12 protein-coding genes are annotated in these 15,539 nt (G+C 51.9%); 6 read left to right on the top strand and 6 right to left on the bottom strand.

What is annotated here, in order from left to right; all coding sequences use genetic code 11:
• Positions 1 to 6 precede the first annotated feature (6 nt).
• A complete protein-coding gene (guaA, locus tag ACKWCC_RS00470; RefSeq protein ID WP_413993915.1) occupies positions 7 to 1,539 on the bottom strand; it encodes a glutamine-hydrolyzing GMP synthase in 1,533 nt (510 codons plus the stop codon).
• A 333-nt stretch (positions 1,540 to 1,872) separates the two neighbouring features.
• Here guaA and ACKWCC_RS00465 point away from each other — a divergent pair, with 333 nt between their 5' ends.
• The 5 genes from ACKWCC_RS00465 (at position 1,873) to ACKWCC_RS00445 (ending at position 7,230) form a co-directional block, all read left to right on the top strand.
• Complete coding sequence (locus tag ACKWCC_RS00465) at positions 1,873 to 2,196, top strand: hypothetical protein (protein ID WP_413993914.1); 324 nt, start codon at positions 1,873 to 1,875, stop codon at positions 2,194 to 2,196.
• A 66-nt stretch (positions 2,197 to 2,262) separates the two neighbouring features.
• Positions 2,263 to 4,728: a TonB-dependent receptor gene (locus tag ACKWCC_RS00460; RefSeq protein WP_413993913.1), complete on the top strand. Its 2,466-nt coding sequence runs from the start codon at positions 2,263 to 2,265 to the stop codon at positions 4,726 to 4,728.
• A 3-nt stretch (positions 4,729 to 4,731) separates the two neighbouring features.
• Entirely contained in the window at positions 4,732 to 5,625 is an 894-nt protein-coding gene (locus ACKWCC_RS00455; protein WP_413993912.1) for a DUF4249 family protein, read from the top strand.
• A 126-nt stretch (positions 5,626 to 5,751) separates the two neighbouring features.
• Positions 5,752 to 6,477 (top strand): SIMPL domain-containing protein, encoded by a 726-nt coding sequence (locus ACKWCC_RS00450; protein ID WP_413993911.1) that lies wholly within the window; start codon positions 5,752 to 5,754, stop codon positions 6,475 to 6,477.
• Positions 6,478 to 6,684: 207 nt separating this feature from the next.
• Entirely contained in the window at positions 6,685 to 7,230 is a 546-nt protein-coding gene (locus ACKWCC_RS00445) for a pyridoxamine 5'-phosphate oxidase family protein (RefSeq protein WP_413993910.1), read from the top strand.
• A gap of 31 nt (positions 7,231 to 7,261) precedes the next feature.
• On the opposite strand, the gene ACKWCC_RS00440 is transcribed toward ACKWCC_RS00445, so the two are convergent.
• The 4 genes from ACKWCC_RS00440 to bshC all read right to left on the bottom strand — a co-directional run bounded on the left by ACKWCC_RS00440 (position 7,262) and on the right by bshC (position 12,313).
• Positions 7,262 to 8,629 carry a pyridoxal phosphate-dependent decarboxylase family protein gene (locus ACKWCC_RS00440; protein WP_413993909.1) on the bottom strand — a complete coding sequence of 456 codons (1,368 nt, stop codon included), beginning with the start codon at positions 8,627 to 8,629 and terminating at the stop codon, positions 7,262 to 7,264.
• A 99-nt stretch (positions 8,630 to 8,728) separates the two neighbouring features.
• Complete coding sequence (locus ACKWCC_RS00435; protein ID WP_413993908.1) at positions 8,729 to 9,199, bottom strand: cytochrome c oxidase assembly factor Coa1 family protein; 471 nt, start codon at positions 9,197 to 9,199, stop codon at positions 8,729 to 8,731.
• Positions 9,196 to 10,587, bottom strand: coding sequence for an ArnT family glycosyltransferase (locus tag ACKWCC_RS00430; protein ID WP_413993907.1), 1,392 nt, complete (start codon positions 10,585 to 10,587; stop codon positions 9,196 to 9,198). Before ACKWCC_RS00430 ends, ACKWCC_RS00435 begins: the two co-directional genes overlap by 4 nt.
• Before the next feature lie 121 nt (positions 10,588 to 10,708).
• Complete coding sequence (gene bshC, locus ACKWCC_RS00425) at positions 10,709 to 12,313, bottom strand: bacillithiol biosynthesis cysteine-adding enzyme BshC (protein ID WP_413993906.1); 1,605 nt, start codon at positions 12,311 to 12,313, stop codon at positions 10,709 to 10,711.
• Positions 12,314 to 12,482: 169 nt separating this feature from the next.
• On the opposite strand from bshC, the gene ACKWCC_RS00420 reads away from it, so the two are divergent.
• Entirely contained in the window at positions 12,483 to 14,939 is a 2,457-nt protein-coding gene (locus ACKWCC_RS00420) for a M14 family metallopeptidase (RefSeq protein WP_413993905.1), read from the top strand.
• A 65-nt stretch (positions 14,940 to 15,004) separates the two neighbouring features.
• On the opposite strand, the gene ACKWCC_RS00415 is transcribed toward ACKWCC_RS00420, so the two are convergent.
• The gene (locus tag ACKWCC_RS00415) at positions 15,005 to 15,277 is read right to left on the bottom strand and encodes a Kazal-type serine protease inhibitor family protein (RefSeq protein ID WP_413993904.1); all 273 of its coding nucleotides are present in this window, start codon (positions 15,275 to 15,277) and stop codon (positions 15,005 to 15,007) included.
• Between the last annotated feature and the right edge of the window lie 262 nt (positions 15,278 to 15,539).

Genomic DNA, 15,539 nt, shown 5'->3' with positions numbered 1-15,539 from the left:
GCCCCTTTACTCCCATTCTATGGTGGCCGGCGGTTTGGAACTTATATCATATACGACACGATTTACCCCAGGGACTTTATTGATGATGTCATTGGAGACTTTCTGTAAAAAGGCATAGGGCAGATTTACCCAATCTGCCGTCATCCCATCGGTGCTTTCCACCGCCCTTAGGGCCACGCATTTTTCATAGGTACGCTCATCCCCCATTACCCCTACACTGTCCACCGGCAGCAGCATGGCTCCGGCCTGCCAGACTTGATCGTACAGGTCCCAGTCTCGCAGCCCCTGGATAAAAATATGGTCCACTTCCTGTAAAATGGCCACCTTTTCACGGGTAATGTCGCCCAGGATGCGAATGGCCAGACCGGGACCCGGGAAGGGGTGCCGTCCCAAGCGCTCCTCGCCCACGTCAATGCTCTTGCCCACACGGCGCACTTCGTCCTTGAACAACATTTTTAAGGGTTCCACCACTTTTAACTTCATAAAATCCGGGAGTCCGCCCACATTGTGGTGACTCTTTATCGTGGCCGATGGTCCGCCGGTACCGGAGACCGACTCGATCACATCGGGGTAAATGGTTCCTTGGGCCAGCCATTTGGCATCCTCCACCAGGTGGGCCTCATCATCAAACACCTCTATGAACACCCGGCCAATGATCTTGCGCTTGGTCTCGGGGTCGCTCTCCCCGGCCAAGGCGTCCAAAAAGCGTGCCGAAGCGTTTACCCCCTTTACATTGAGTCCCATGCCCTCGTATTGGTGCAGTACTTCCTCAAATTCATTTTTGCGCAGCAGCCCGTTGTTCACAAAGATGCAATGCAGCTGCTTCCCTATGGCCTTGTGCAACAAGACCGCCGCCACGGTGGAGTCCACTCCCCCGGAAAGTCCCAAGATCACTTTTTCCTTCCCTATTTTGGACTTGAGTTCGGCCACGGTGTCTTCCACAAAGGCGGCCGGGGTCCAGGTTTGGGCCACACCGGCAATGTGCACCAGGAAATTCTCCAACAGCTGCTTGCCATCGGTGCTGTGGTACACCTCTGGATGGAACTGGATGCCGTAGGTCTCTTCCCCGTGAAACTGAAAGGCGGCAATTTCCACGTCATGGGTGCTGGCCAGCAGGGTGCTGTGCTCCGGAAGGGCCTTGATGGTGTCCGCATGGCTCATCCAGACCTGGCTGCCCACATTGATGTCCTTGAAAAAAGGGTGATCGTTCTTCACGGAAGAGAGATTGGCCCTGCCGTATTCGCGGGTGTTGGACTTTTCCACACTGCCACCGATGAAGTGGGCCAGGTACTGCGCACCATAGCAAATGCCCAAAAGGGGCTTTTTGCCCCTGATGCCGGAAAGGTCCGGATGCGGGGCGTCTTCCGCCCTTACGGAAAATGGGGACCCGGAAAGGATCACGGCCTTGTAGGGCCCCAGGTCTTTGGGCACCTTGTTATAGGGTTTTATTTCGCAGAAAATGTTGAGTTCGCGCACCCTGCGGGCTATGAGTTGGGTGTACTGCGAACCAAAATCCAAGATGAGTACGTTGTTTTGCATGGGCAAAAATAGGAAAAACCCAAAATTGAGGGTCGGTTCTTTAGGGTTAATTCCAACAGGTTTTTAACAAGACGGGGAAAGGGGGAAAGGCAACTGCGTAACCACCATCTTGGGTGCCGGTGTTTTTTGGCGCTCCATTTGGCCCGGACACCCAAGACCATCTCTTTTGGTGGTTGCCAAAGATGTGCAATGGGCACCGCGTCTCCATACAGAACAAATAGACCAAAGCCCTACTGGCCTTGGATATGAGGTTTTCCCGGGGTCTGGGGCATCCACCATATCCCTTGGGCTCGGGAAATGCCACCCTGGGCCCCTGGCCTCGGATAGGGCAATATGGACACGGGCGCTAAAAAAAGTGAGTTCACCGTAAAGGCATCAAACATCATCGGGGCAATGCGTGGCCAAGAAGGCACTCCACAAGGAGGCCTAAACCCCCTTGAGAATCCTGTGGCTTCTGTTTTTTTTAATATTTGGCACAAAGGAAATCAACCCATAAACATCAACGTACATCTAGTGGGCAACCTTTTTTTTACCGTTTCGTTAACAAGCCCGTTTTTAAAATTGGCGTTTCTTTCGGCTATTAATGAGGACAACGGTGTTCACGAAAAGGTGAAGGAACCAGCCTTTCCATCCCAACAAAAAATGTTGGATACTTAAAGATCGTGTTCTTCGTTTACCAGTAAAGGTGAAGAACACCAGAAGCGACCAAACCAAAGACTTCTTTTGAAATCACAACATTATTGCACACTACTTGTTTTGGGCTTGGGCCTTTTGGGAAATGCCAACAATAGGCCAAGTACCGCAAACCTGGGACATCTTCCTACCGAGGTGCATGGTGAACTTGACAAGACGGGTGTTTTAAGGATATGGCAGTCCAATGAGCGGTTTACCATTAGCGGGTATGTAACGGAGGCTGGGAGTGGCGAGAACCTGCTTGGCGTTTCTGTCTATGTTCCAGAGCTTCAACTGGGGACCGTTACCAATGATTATGGTTTCTTTTCCCTTTCCCTGCCCGCGGGAAGGCATGAGGTGCATGTTTCCTATATGGGGTACGCAATCCGCGTGGAGACCATAACGCTTGATAGGGACATGGCGCTGCAACTGGAATTGGCAGAAGCTGCCGAGTCCTTGAACGAGGTGGTGGTGCGTGCGGACGAGAAAATCAAGGAAAGCAAGGTAACGCAAATGAGCACCGTTAAACTGAACCCTTCCGTAGTGCAGGATGTACCCGCACTCTTGGGAGAAAAGGATGTGCTCAAGACCCTGCAACTGCTTCCGGGCATACAGGGCGGCACCGAAGGTAGTGCGGGATTTTTTGTCCGCGGGGGCACGCCCGATCAAAACCTGATTATTTTGGACGATGCGGTGGTGTACAATGCCAATCACCTGTTCGGCTTCTTCTCTGTGTTCAACGGGGACGCCATTAAATCGGTCGAAGCCTACAAGGGCGGTTTTCCGGCACGTTTTGGCGGCAGACTTTCATCGGTCATAAAAATAGATATGAAGGACGGCAACAAGGAAAAACTGTCGGGCAAGGTGAACGTTGGTCTCATTTCCTCTTCATTGCTGTTGGAAGGCCCCATAAACAAGGGAAAGACGTCTTTTATCCTCAGCGCTAGGCGCACCTATGCAGACGCTCTGGCCCAGCCTTTTTTAAATCGCGAAACCGGCAAGGGCGGGTATTATTTTGCCGATCTAAATTTTAAGGTGCACCATGTCTTCAGTCCCAAGGACAAGCTCTATTGGAGCACGTACTACGGTAGGGACAAGTTCTATAGCATTCTGGACAATGAATTTACCGAGGAGGAAAGTGATCTGGGATGGGGCAATATTACATCAACCTTACGCTGGAACCACCAGTTCAACGACAAATTATTTGTGAACACCTCAGCCATTTTTAGCAACTATAATTTTAATATTGGCTATCGTTACACGGATAGATTTGACGATCGGGAAGAAAACTATTCCTTCCAGAGCAGTTCCGGTATCAGCGACCTGACCCTTAAAAGTAGTTTTGACTACTACCCCAATACGAAACACACCGTGCGCTTTGGCGCGGAACTCACCCGCCACAGGTTTACCCCACAGCGGGTGCTCATCAAGGACGATTTTGCCGATGATGTGGATAAGACACAAGAGCTCAATTCCCTTGAAGGGGCCCTATATGTTGAGGATGATTGGAAGATTACGGACAAACTGAGGTTTTCACCGGGCGCACGGCTAAGCTATTTTAATTACGAAAACACCACCTATCTCAATCCCGAGGCCCGTTTTTCCCTGGCCTACAACCTAAATCCCGATCTGGCCCTCAAGGCATCATACTCCAACATGAACCAATACATACACCTGTTGTCCAGTTCCGGTATTGGCCTCCCCACCGATCTTTGGGTATCTTCCACGGACCAGGTTAAACCACAAAGTTCCCAGCAATTTGCCGTAGGTATGGCCAAGGATTTTTTTGACAAGGACTACTCCCTGACCGTGGAAGGGTACTACAAAACCTTGGACGATGTCATCGCCTACAAGGAAGGGGCATCCTTTTTGGCCTTGGACAACCTGGAATCCGGCGCGGATCTGGACTGGGAAGAAAGCATTACCGCCGGACGCGGTTGGGCCTACGGGGCCGAAATCCTCTTTAGAAAACAAACGGGCAAGTTAACGGGCTGGGCAGGCTATACCCTCTCCTGGTCCGAAAGACAGTTTGAAGAACTGAACCTTGGCAACAAATTTTTTGACCGATATGACAGACGCCATGACATTTCCGTAGTGGGCATTTACAAGCCCACGGAGAAATTTACGTTCTCTGCCACCTGGGTCTTGGCCACAGGGAACAACTACACCTTGCCCAACCTCCAACGCCTGGAACCCAACAATGCCTTTCCCATAGGCCGCACCAATTTCTTTAATGCCGGCCTTAACGATTTTGCCACCCAGCGCAATAACTTTAGGGGAGAAACGAGCCATAGGCTGGACCTTGCTTTTCAATTTCATAAAAAGAAAAAGAAGGAGCGCGAACGCACCTGGAGCTTTTCCCTGTACAATGCCTATGCCAGACAGAATCCTTTCATTTATACGGTAGATTTCAATGACCCCGACTATGACGACCCCAATGCCACGGAAGAAAAACAGCTTACCCGGACCTCCGTGCTTGTTTTGATTCCGTCCATAAACTATATCTTTAAATTTTAAGCCATGAAAAGAGCCCTGCTGAGCAGTTTATTGATCGCATTGACGTTGGCAAGCTGCCAACAGGTAGTGGATGCGGACAAGCTATTGGACGTACAAGAACGCGTTTCCATACTTGGCTATTTATCTCCCAGCGACACGGTTCTCAGGGTAGATGTGTCCAAGGCCTTGCCTGCCATAGGAACACCCATAAGAATAGATCAGGGTCAGGGTGCCCCGGAAGAGTTTCTTATCACGGATGCCCTGGTGACCATTGGCAATGCCAACGGGGATGCCGCCCAACTTATTTACGATGCGGACCTAAATGCCTACCTGGCCCCGGCCACGGAATTGACCATTGAGGTGGGCGGCACCTATTTTTTGACCGTGGTGGTAAACGGCGAAGAATATAACGCCTCCTGCACCATCCCCAAAATGGTGGAGGATGTCAATGCAACCATAGACCTTAGGCCGGACGGTTTTGGGCAGCAAGAGGTAAATTTAACCTTGGCCTTTACAGATTTTGAAGGTGAGAACAACTTCTACATCGTAGGGGCCACGTACCAGGCAACTTTTGAATTTGAGGGTGAACCACCTTTCATTTCCCAAGGCAGGTTCTTTTTCGATGACAATGAGTTCTTGACCGATAATATAAACGATGGGGGCACCCTAAATGCCGAATCCGATGTGTTTCTCGGAAACTTGGACAACATTGTGGAAGCCTCGGTGACCCTCCAAGTGGCCCATACGGACGAATTCCTGTACCGGCACCTGCGCTCTTCCAGGACCAATGAAGATGCGGGGGGCAATCCGTTCGTGGAATACGCCATTGCCCCCACAAACATCCTAAACAATGGGGCCATTGGCATTTTTGCCGGCTATGCGCTGACCGAAAGCACCTTTGAGGTGGAATTGGAATAAAAGTAACTGCATCCCAGATTCCAATACTGACATCATGCCACGTTCTTTTGTTATGTTGGGCCACTTTGCTGGCCATGGTACAACTTTTTGGGTATCTTTAACGTTGCATACGTCTAATCCGTTGTTATGAAACATCTTTCGGCCATTATTTTTGGGGTCGCCATCGTCGTGGCCGCCTATTTTCTTGGAAACGCCTACGTAAACAGGGCCAATCCGCCCCAGATCATCTCCGTGACCGGTCTGGGAAACAAAGATTTTACCTCTGACCTCATTGTTTGGGAGGGCCAGTTTTCGGCCAACAGCATTGATCTAAAAGCAGCTTTTGACCAATTGAACAAAGACAAGGAAGTGGTTAGGGACTATCTGGTTTCCAAGGGCATTGATGCCGGAAACATCATCTTTAACAGTGTACAGACCACCGAACAGCGGGACAATAAATATGAGAACGGAAACTTTGTGGGCACTATATTCCGCGGCTATCGCTTAACGCAGACTGTGAAAATAGAATCCCAGAACGTGGAACTGGTAGAGGGCGTGGCCCGTGAAATCACAGAGCTGCTCAACAAAGGGGTGCAGTTCAACTCCTACCCGCCAAGATATTACTACACCAAATTGTCCGACCTGAAAATAGAAATGATTTCCAAGGCCACGGAAGATGCGCGGCTGCGGGCAGAGAGCATTGCCCAGAACTCTGGTAGTGGTCTGGGAGATTTGATCTCTGCCAAAATGGGGGTGTTTCAAATAACCGGACAGAACTCCGGAGAGGACTACTCCTGGGGAGGCTCCTTCAATACCAGCTCCAAAAAGAAAACGGCCTCCATTACCATGCGGTTGGACTATAAGGTAAAGTAAGGGCCCCACAAGGATTGAAAGTCTGCCACAAGAAAACCAATGTACCATAAAAGAAGCCCGGGGCAATCCCCGGGCTTCTTAATAAACCAACTGAAAAAAACCAAACCTAGACCATTCTCTTTCACGGCATTTACCTTAAAACAACCGATCGTACAAAAACCCTACCCCGTGGCGTAATTTTTTTTATCTTTAGCTAAAGTGCACGCCATGACCAATTCCTTTTTTGAAGAAGCTAAAGACGCCCTGCAAAAGGGTGTGGTAAAAAAGGGCCATCCTTTTCGTTACTTTACCTTGGGTACCGTGGGCCTGGATTCCGTTGCGCGGCTGCGCACCGTGGTGCTCAGAAGGATAACGCCCGATCTTAAGCTGGTGTTCTACACCGATCGCCGGTCCAAGAAGGTACTGCACATTAAAGAGAACCCCAAGGTGAGCTGCTTGTTCTACCACCCCAAGCAGCTGTTGCAGCTTAAGTTGGAAGGCCACGCCACCATTGTAAAGGACCAAAAGACCCTGGAAAAATATTGGCACGGGGTGCCCCCGAACAACCGCAAGGACTACCTTACCCAACAGGCTCCCGGGACTGCCCTAAAAAATCCGGACGAGCTGCAGTACCTGAACGAGGAGAACCATTTCTGCCTTGTGGAAGTGGAACTTTTTAAGATGGAATACCTTAAACTAAAGCGCCCCAACCACCTGCGCATCCGGTTCTCCAAGGAAGGGGGCGCATGGCAGGGCACCTTTTTGGTGCCTTGACCCACTCCCTGTATTTTTTCGGGCCCCTACCCTACTCCATGCTCTTGAGCACCGCAATGATGTCTTCTTCCGTGGTGTCCGGATTTATGAAACAAAACCGGCTTACGGTTTCCGTGCCGTTCGCGGTTTTCCATTTTGTGGGTGCCACCAGGGCAAAACCGGCCTCATGGTTGGCGTAGGTCCAGTTTCGGTAGTCTTCAGGGGTCCATCCCTTGCGTCGGTAGAGCACGCATGACAGGCTCGGGGGCCTTACCAGTTCCAACAACGGGTGGGCGGTAATGAGCTTCCCGGCGGTTTGGGCCAGTTTAATGCCTTCCTCCACGGCCCATTCATATTTTTCGGTGCCGTGGGTGGCCAGGGAATACCATAGCGGTAGCCCGCGCAGACGCCGCGTGAGCTGTATTTGGTAATCGGACGGATTGAAGCCGTGCGCCCCTTCGTCCTTGAAAATTTCCAGGTAAGAGCCTTCCTGGGCATGGGCCTCCTTGGCCAGTTCGGGGTTTTTGTAGATGACCGCCCCACAGTCGTACGGAGAAAACAACCATTTATGGGGATCGATGGTAACACTGTCTGCCCGTTCTATGCCCTGGAACAGGTGCCGCACGGATTTGGCGGCCAAAGCCCCACCGCCATAGGCGGCATCCACGTGAAACCATAGGTTTTCCCGTTCGCAGACCCGGGCCACCCCACTGAGGTCGTCTATGATGCCGGCATTGGTGGTGCCCCCCGTGGCCACCACGGCAAAGACCCGGGCCCGTTCTGGCCCCAGGGCATTGATCGTTGCCTGCAGCGCGCTTTCCGTCATTTCATCTTCGGTATCCACCAGGAGGAGGTCCACATCAATGACCTTGGCCATGGCCTTGATACTGCTGTGCGCGCCCACGGAGGTGATCATGAGCCCCTTGACGTTCTTATTGCGGGGATCTTTTCGCCAGGTTTCCCGGGCCGCCACGAGCGCAGAAAGGTTGGCTGCCGTGCCACCGCTGGTAAATACCCCAAAGGCGGGCGCTGGCATTCCCGTGAGCGACACCAACCACGCCATGGCCTCGTTTTCGCAGAAAATGCCGCCGGCACCCTCCATCCAATAGGCCCCGTGAATGCTGGAGGCAGAGGTGACCAGATCGAACAGGATGGCCGCCCTTGTCGGGGCAGCGGGCACAAAGGCCAGGTGCCTGGGGTGGTCTATGGGCACCGTGGCCTTGACCAGCACATCGCGGAAGAGCTCAAAGGCTCTCTCCCCGCCTATTCCCCTGTTGGTAACGGTTTCGCCCACCAGGCTTCGCAGTTCGGCCTCGGTTTTGGGCTTCCCCAGTTCTGGATTGGTCTGTGTAATGCGATTGATGGCATATTTGACCACATCCAAGGTCATTTCCACCATTTCAATGTCTATAACGTGCATCGGTTTTTTATTTCTATTTTTTACTTTACCGCCCATCGCAAGGGTTGAATGCCCTTGCCATGGTCGTGTTTTGTATTTTTCTTAGCCGCCTTCCCCCTATCAATGGCTTCTGCCAAAAATGGGAATGGTCTGCTTTATATGCCGGGGCTTTTTAATTCTGATCTGCACCAATTCGTATTGCCAGCGGTCTTCTTTCTTGGTGACCACAACATCCATTTTGCTGCGGATGTCCGCTTGGGGGTTGTCCCCGCGCACATCTACCGTAATTTCGAGTCGGCCATAATCTTCCGCATACCTATGCGAGCCTTCAACAATGGCCAATTTGCCCAGCGGTTGCAGTGTTCCCAGCAAGGCCACTACCTGTTGGTTTCCGGAGGCAAGGACCAGGGCGCTGTCCAATACCTGGGTCTCGGTGTGCACCTTGGCCATCCCGGCCATTTTGGTGCCCAGTTGGGGAACGCTGGTCACCCCATAACCGATGGCAACAAAGATACTCAGCCCCAGTACCCATTTCCAATTTCTTTTGAAACCGTTTTTCTTTGGATGTTCCCTATTTTGGTTCGATGTCATTTTTTGCCGGGGTTCAACGGAAGGAAGTACAGGGTGTCCCCTTCCTTTCCAAAGTTCACCAAGCTGCGCAGGGCCCCGGTATGGGTTGATGGGGCATGGCCCATTTGCACCACAATCCCACGGGCCGGGTTTCGCTTTGCCGCGGGCAAGGAAAAATCATCTGCCGCGAACACTTCCCGCTCGGGGTTCAAGAGACGTATGTTGCCGCCGTAGGTGACGTTGGGCAGCACCCAGGGCCGATCGGCGTACTGTTGGTTCAAGATGTCGGAAAGCGGTTCAAAGCCAAAGTGGACGGAAGAGGGAATGTTCAGGGCCTTTTCCACCGGGGTGCGCAGCACTTGCAGCAGTACTGCGGCACAGAAAACCAAGTAAAGGTTTGCTGCCCATTTGGTCTCGTTTTTAAAACGGACCGAGCGAAAGACCCATACCACAAAGGGCAGCAGCAAGGGCAATAGCCAGCGCTCTTCCACTTTGTGCACGTTGAACACCACGAAAAAAAGCACCAGTACCACGGCCTGGCCCAAGGCCAGTCTGCTGAACCAATCCCACTTGGGTGCCACCAGGCGTGCCTTTTTCAGGGCAATGGCACCGGCCAGGACAACGAACAGCGGCCACAAGAGCTGCATCAAGGTCCATAGCAGGGAAAACAACGGACCAAGCACGGACAGGGTGTTTTCTGTTTCCCGACCCGTTTTTAGGGCAATGCTTTCCCGTAGTTGGCCCAAGTGCCCTTCCGGGCCCAAAAGCCAATGGAGATGCGGTACCAAGATGAGCGTGGCCAAAAGTATGGACAAGGCCATTCTTTTATGGAGAACCACTGCCCTGAGTTTATGATCCAGGATGGGACCCAGCCCCAAGGCGCCCAAAAAAAAGGCGTAATTGTATTTGGAGAGCATGCCCAGGCCCATGACCACCCCGAAGAGGGCATAGTTGCCCCAGGTCTTTTGGCGCATTAAACGGTGCACCATAAGATAGGACAGCAAGATGGCAAGGCACAACAAAGAGGTGTGGGATAATCGCCTAAAGGTGAAATCGATGAAGACGGGCAGCAGCACCAAGGCGAACAGGGCCACTTCACGGTTTTTGGGCGCGGTGAGCACGCGGCCCGCGAACAGCCAAAACGTCCATAGGATGCCCGCAAAAATAAGGCCCCTAAGCAAGGATAAGGACCCTTTGCCCGTTCCCAGCAGCGCATTTACGGCGTACTGCAACCACGTATAGAGTGGTGGTTGATCGTCATAGCCCCAGCGCAGCCATTGACTGTAATAGGCCTGCTCGGCATCTTCCAGTTCCAGTGCCCGTTTAAAGAAGGTGATGCCCGTAATGGCCAATAGGCATCCCAGGGCCAACAGCTTGGGTTTGTGGACGGGGGCAAAACGTGGGCTCATTCCGTCTCTTTTGAACTTAAATGGAAGCTTTTGGGGACTTTCTTCATAAACATTCCTTTTGAATGTAGGTATCCGATCGGGCGGCGGGGCGGTCGGTTCACTATTAAGGTCAACAGGGCACCTACTCCGCCGTGATTACCACAAATTCCTGTTTCAGGGGATTAAGGGCGTTAAAGAGCATGGGGATCAACTCCGCACCGTACTCCAGATAGGCCTCGGAAAAATTAAGGTGTCTTTCCTGTAGGGATTTTCCGGGAAACATGCTGTCCTGCAGCTGGGCCAAGCGGTGCACATGGTCGGCCAATTTTCTCTTTTGTGCCCTTAACAGTCGTTTTTCCAAGTGGTCCAGTCCGTTCTTCTGTTTGGTCTCTTGGGCCTTGACCGCGCCCAAGAAGGATTTATCGGTTTGTTCGGCCAGGGCGTAAAGGGCTTCAAACTGTTTTTCCAAGGCCTTTTTCTGGGGGGAAAAATCGATGTCTATGTTGGATATCTGTCGTATTTTTTTGTTTATGAGACTGTTTTGGGCCAGAAAGACATCCGCCAGGGAAACATCCAACTTTTGCATCTTGTCCTTTTGTTTTGGCGTGATCAACAGGGCGGAGTTGCGCAAGAGCAGCATGGGAAAGGGCACCTCCATTTCCTGGAATGCCCCGCGCAGCTGCAACCAATAGGCCAATTCTCCCCCACCCCCAATATAGCAAAGGTTGGGCAAGACCACTTCTTGGTACAAGGGCCGCGCAATGACGTTGGGCGAAAAACGCTCCGGGTGTGCCTCCAGTTCTTTCAACAGGGCTTCCCGGCTAAATTGCATTTCCGTATCCTTTACCCTAAAGATGCCATTCTCTTGCACCATTCGTTCGCGCACACCATCCTTGAGATAAAAATAATTGATTTCCCTGGGATTTACCTGTATGGGGTAGTTTTCCTCCAAGGCCTCCAGGGCCCCAATGCTCTTCCCAACGGCCCGGAAGGCCTTTTGTTCCAGGATATCCTGTTTGGCGTAGGGAACCAATAGTCGCTTTAGATCTGCATGGTCCCCATCCACAATGACCAGGCCATGATCGCCAAATAGTTCATTGGCCAAATATCTCGTGGCCTCGGCAAGGGTGCCGTGCTCCAGATAGGCCGCTTTGAAGAGCCGCTTCATCTCCTGGGCGTGGGCACTGTCTCCCAACAGATTGGCATAGGTGGTGAGTACCTCTTCCAGCCCCTCGGTGCCCAAATGGCCCACGGCCCCAGCGGCTTCCCGGTTCCACTGGATCTTCTTTCCCTTGAAATTGAAATAATTGATCTCCTCAAAGTCGTGATCTTCCGTGGCCATCCAGTACACGGGCACAAAGTGACCTTGGGGATATTCCGCGGCCAGCGCATTGCATAGGTTTATGGTGGAAATGATCTTGTACAGGAAATAAAGGGGTCCGGTAAAAAGATTGAGCTGGTGCCCGGTGACCACGGTAAAGGTGTTTTCCTTGGTGAGCTTGTCCAGGTGGTTCTTGGTTTTTTTGGAGCATGTTAACCCTTTGTACTGTTGCACCAATGCCTGTTGCAAAACGGTTCTGTGGGCCTTGGGGAAATGGGCTTTTTTTTCGGCCATCTGCTTTTCAAAATTGGCCAGATGGGGATAATGTCCGTAAAATGGCCTCAGCTGGGGACGTTCGCCCAAATAGTCACATATCAATTTAGAGAAATACCCGGTCTTGTCAAAGGGCAAACAGTCTATTTCCATAAAAACATCAAATATTGGTAAATATAAAATATTGCATTCGGTGTGGTGGTAAAGTTACGTTAATTAGCCCGCTTTCAGGTTATCGGGAGAACACCATAAATTGACGAAAGCACAGGGATAACTGGTTTTTATTTAATAGATTTGATGCCTTTTGTCAATTCCATATCGTATGAAAACAGTACTACGCGCCCTCCTCCTTTTATTTCCCTTTTTTTTACTGTCCCAATTGCAGTCGCCCTCCCAGTTTCTGGGCTATGGGCTGGGGAGTCAGTTCACGCGGCACCACCAGGTGTTGGACTATTACGAGTACCTGGCCAGTGCGGCCCCGGACCGGCTGGTGTTAAAGGACTATGGCACCACCAATGAGCGCAGGAGACTGGTTCTGGCCTATGTTTCTGCCGCCGGGAACATCTCCAATTTGGAGGCCATCCGCCAGGAACACCTAAAAAATACCGAGGGCCAGGGCACACCGGAAAAGGCCGTTGTATGGTTAAGTTACAACGTGCACGGCAATGAAAGTGTGAGCACGGAGGCCTCGATGCAGACCGTTTATGAGTTGCTTACCCAAAAAAGCCATTACCTGGACAATACGGTGGTGATCATTGACCCGTGCGTTAACCCAGATGGGCGCGATCGTTATGTAAATTGGTACAACCAACACAAAAACACCCCCTATCAAGTGGACCCCTACTCCAAGGAACACCATGAGGGGTGGTGGAGTGGCCGTAGCAACCACTACATGTTCGACCTTAACCGTGATTGGGCGTGGCTCACACAGGTGGAGAGCCAACAGCGCTTGAAGGTATATAACCAATGGCTGCCCCACGTGCACGTTGATTTTCACGAACAGGGGGTGGACAATCCGTATTATTTTGCCCCGGCGGCCGAGCCCTACCACGAGGTCATCACGGATTTTCAGCGCGAATTCCAGAAAACCATAGGAAAGAACCACGCCAAGTATTTTGACCAGAACGGATGGCTCTATTTTACCAAGGAAATCTTTGATCTGCTCTACCCCAGTTATGGGGACACCTACCCCACTTACAATGGTGCCATTGGGATGACCTACGAACAGGGCGGCAGTGGCCGCGCCGGTCTGGGCATCATTACCGGCATTGGGGACACCCTGACCTTAAAGGACCGCATTGCGCACCACCACACCACGGGACTGTCCACCATTGAGGTGGCGCACCAGAACGCGCAGGGACTGAACACGGAATTCAGGAAGTTCTATGAAAACAAGGATTTTAAGTACGCCAATTACGTGCTCAACGGAAATTCGGACAAGGTAAATGCCCTGGCCCGCTTGCTGGACCGGCACGCCATTGAATACGGTTTTGCCAATGGCGGATCGGTCAAAGGGTTTGATTATGCCACCGGTAAGATGGGCAGCATGAAGATCACGGAGGGAAGTTTGGTGGTGCCCACCGATCAGACCAAGGGCACCTTGGTGAAGGTACTTTTTGAGCCCGAGGCCAAGCTCAGTGATTCCGTGACCTATGATATCACGGCCTGGTCCCTTCCCTATGCCTACGGCCTAAATGCCGTGGCCACCGCAGGGAGTGTGGCCATGAACGGGGCAGCAAAAAGGACCGCCAGCGCCGCGGGCAAGGTCAACGCCACCAACTACGGGTACATTGCCAATTGGAACAGCCTGGCCGATGCCAAGTTCCTGGCGGCACTGTTGGAACAGGGTGTGCGCGTGAGAAAGGCGCACAAGCCCTTTGCCGTGGATGGGGCCAGTTTTGACCGGGGCAGCCTGATCATCTTGCTGGGGGACAACAAGCACCACCGGGATTTTGTGGGCACCATGACCTCCCTGTTGGATGCGCATCCCGAGATGGACCTCCATATTGCCACCACTGGGTTTGTGGACAATGGCAAGGATTTTGGTTCCAGACACGTGGACATGGTTTCCAAGGTGAAGGTGGCGATGCTGGCGGGCGAACCCACCTCTACCTTGCGTTTTGGTGAAATATGGCACTTTTTTGAACAACAGCTCCACTACCCCTTGAGCATCTTGGACGAAAGTTATTTTGATCGGGTGGACCTTTCCCGCTATGATGTGCTCATCCTTCCCGGGGGATATGGCTACAAGGAGTACATGAACGAGCAGCGCAGCAAGAAAATAAAGGATTGGGTCAGGGCCGGTGGCAAGCTCATTGCCATGGGGGGCGCCATTGATGGCCTGGCCAAGGATGAATCCTTTGCCATAAAGCCCAAAACGGCGGAGAAGGATACCACCCTTACCCTAGATCCCTACGATGGGACGGAGCGCGAGCGCATTAAGCACCAGATCACCGGGGCCATACTCAAGACCACCGTGGATGCCACCCACCCCTTGGCCTACGGTTACGGCGACCACTATTTTACCCTGAAGTTGGGCAGTAGGGCCTTTGACTGGTTGGATGGGGGCAGTGCCGTCTATTTAACGGCCGGCCAGAACGAGCCCGTTTCGGGGTTTGCGGGAAGCGAGGCCACCAAGAAAATTGCCAATACCCTGGTGTTTGGCAGCCAAAGCATGGGAAGCGGGCAAGTGGTCTATATGGTGGACAATCCCCTGTTCCGAGGTTTCTGGGAAAACGGGAAGCTCTTTTTTGCCAACGCCCTCTTTATGGTGGACTAATTTGGTGGTTTTCCTTGAGAGGTTGCTGATGCCTGCCGTTCGCTGATGCCTTGTCCGGGCGCAGATCAGTAGCAGGGGCCAAAGGTGTATTCCGTAATGTTGTTGCAGGCGGCCGTGGACGGATTGCCGTAGGTAACCCCATCGCAACCGCAAACCGGCCGGAGCTCAAAGCTAACGATGCAGTTTTCCTTGGGCACCGCTTGGCAGTCTTCCTTGCCACAGCCCAACATAAACAAAAGTGCCACACCCAACAAAATGGGAACAACACTTCGTTTTGGGGCCAAGCCGTAAAAACCGTTTAAAGCGGGCGTGTTCTGAAAAGGATTTCGTGAGAACATAATGGATTGTTTGGTGCTGTCCTGAATATTGTGGAAACGAAAATGATATTGGCCAGGTTTAGGACGCTTAGGACGTAAAACCATTTCCCCTTTGAAAATCAGCCGATAAATGGGTTCTTTTTGCGCCCTTCTTCAATATAAAAACAAGCCGTAGCCAGTCTTTGTCCTATTATTCTTTTTCGAGTGCAAAAAAACAATTCAATATGTTTGGCAGAATTTCAAAAGAGAACCGGTATCATATGTACTTCTTCATCACAACCAA

The organism is Maribacter aquimarinus, assembly GCF_047345505.1.
GTDB lineage: Bacteria > Bacteroidota > Bacteroidia > Flavobacteriales > Flavobacteriaceae > Maribacter.
The sequence above is the reverse complement of the archived record's forward strand: the minus strand, read 5'-3'. Positions and strand labels throughout refer to the sequence as shown.

Bases quoted from the DNA above. Each gene is read 5' to 3' on its own strand.
- guaA (WP_413993915.1), bottom strand. From the start codon at position 1,539: ATGCAAAACAACGTACTCATCTTGGATTTTGGTTCGCAGTACACCCAA.
- ACKWCC_RS00465 (WP_413993914.1), top strand. From the start codon at position 1,873: ATGGACACGGGCGCTAAAAAAAGTGAGTTCACCGTAAAGGCATCAAAC.
- ACKWCC_RS00455 (WP_413993912.1), top strand. From the start codon at position 4,732: ATGAAAAGAGCCCTGCTGAGCAGTTTATTGATCGCATTGACGTTGGCA.
- ACKWCC_RS00450 (WP_413993911.1), top strand. From the start codon at position 5,752: ATGAAACATCTTTCGGCCATTATTTTTGGGGTCGCCATCGTCGTGGCC.
- ACKWCC_RS00445 (WP_413993910.1), top strand. From the start codon at position 6,685: ATGACCAATTCCTTTTTTGAAGAAGCTAAAGACGCCCTGCAAAAGGGT.
- ACKWCC_RS00440 (WP_413993909.1), bottom strand. From the start codon at position 8,629: ATGCACGTTATAGACATTGAAATGGTGGAAATGACCTTGGATGTGGTC.
- ACKWCC_RS00435 (WP_413993908.1), bottom strand. From the start codon at position 9,199: ATGACATCGAACCAAAATAGGGAACATCCAAAGAAAAACGGTTTCAAA.
- ACKWCC_RS00430 (WP_413993907.1), bottom strand. From the start codon at position 10,587: ATGAGCCCACGTTTTGCCCCCGTCCACAAACCCAAGCTGTTGGCCCTG.
- bshC (WP_413993906.1), bottom strand. From the start codon at position 12,313: ATGGAAATAGACTGTTTGCCCTTTGACAAGACCGGGTATTTCTCTAAA.
- ACKWCC_RS00420 (WP_413993905.1), top strand. From the start codon at position 12,483: ATGAAAACAGTACTACGCGCCCTCCTCCTTTTATTTCCCTTTTTTTTA.
- ACKWCC_RS00415 (WP_413993904.1), bottom strand. From the start codon at position 15,277: ATGTTCTCACGAAATCCTTTTCAGAACACGCCCGCTTTAAACGGTTTT.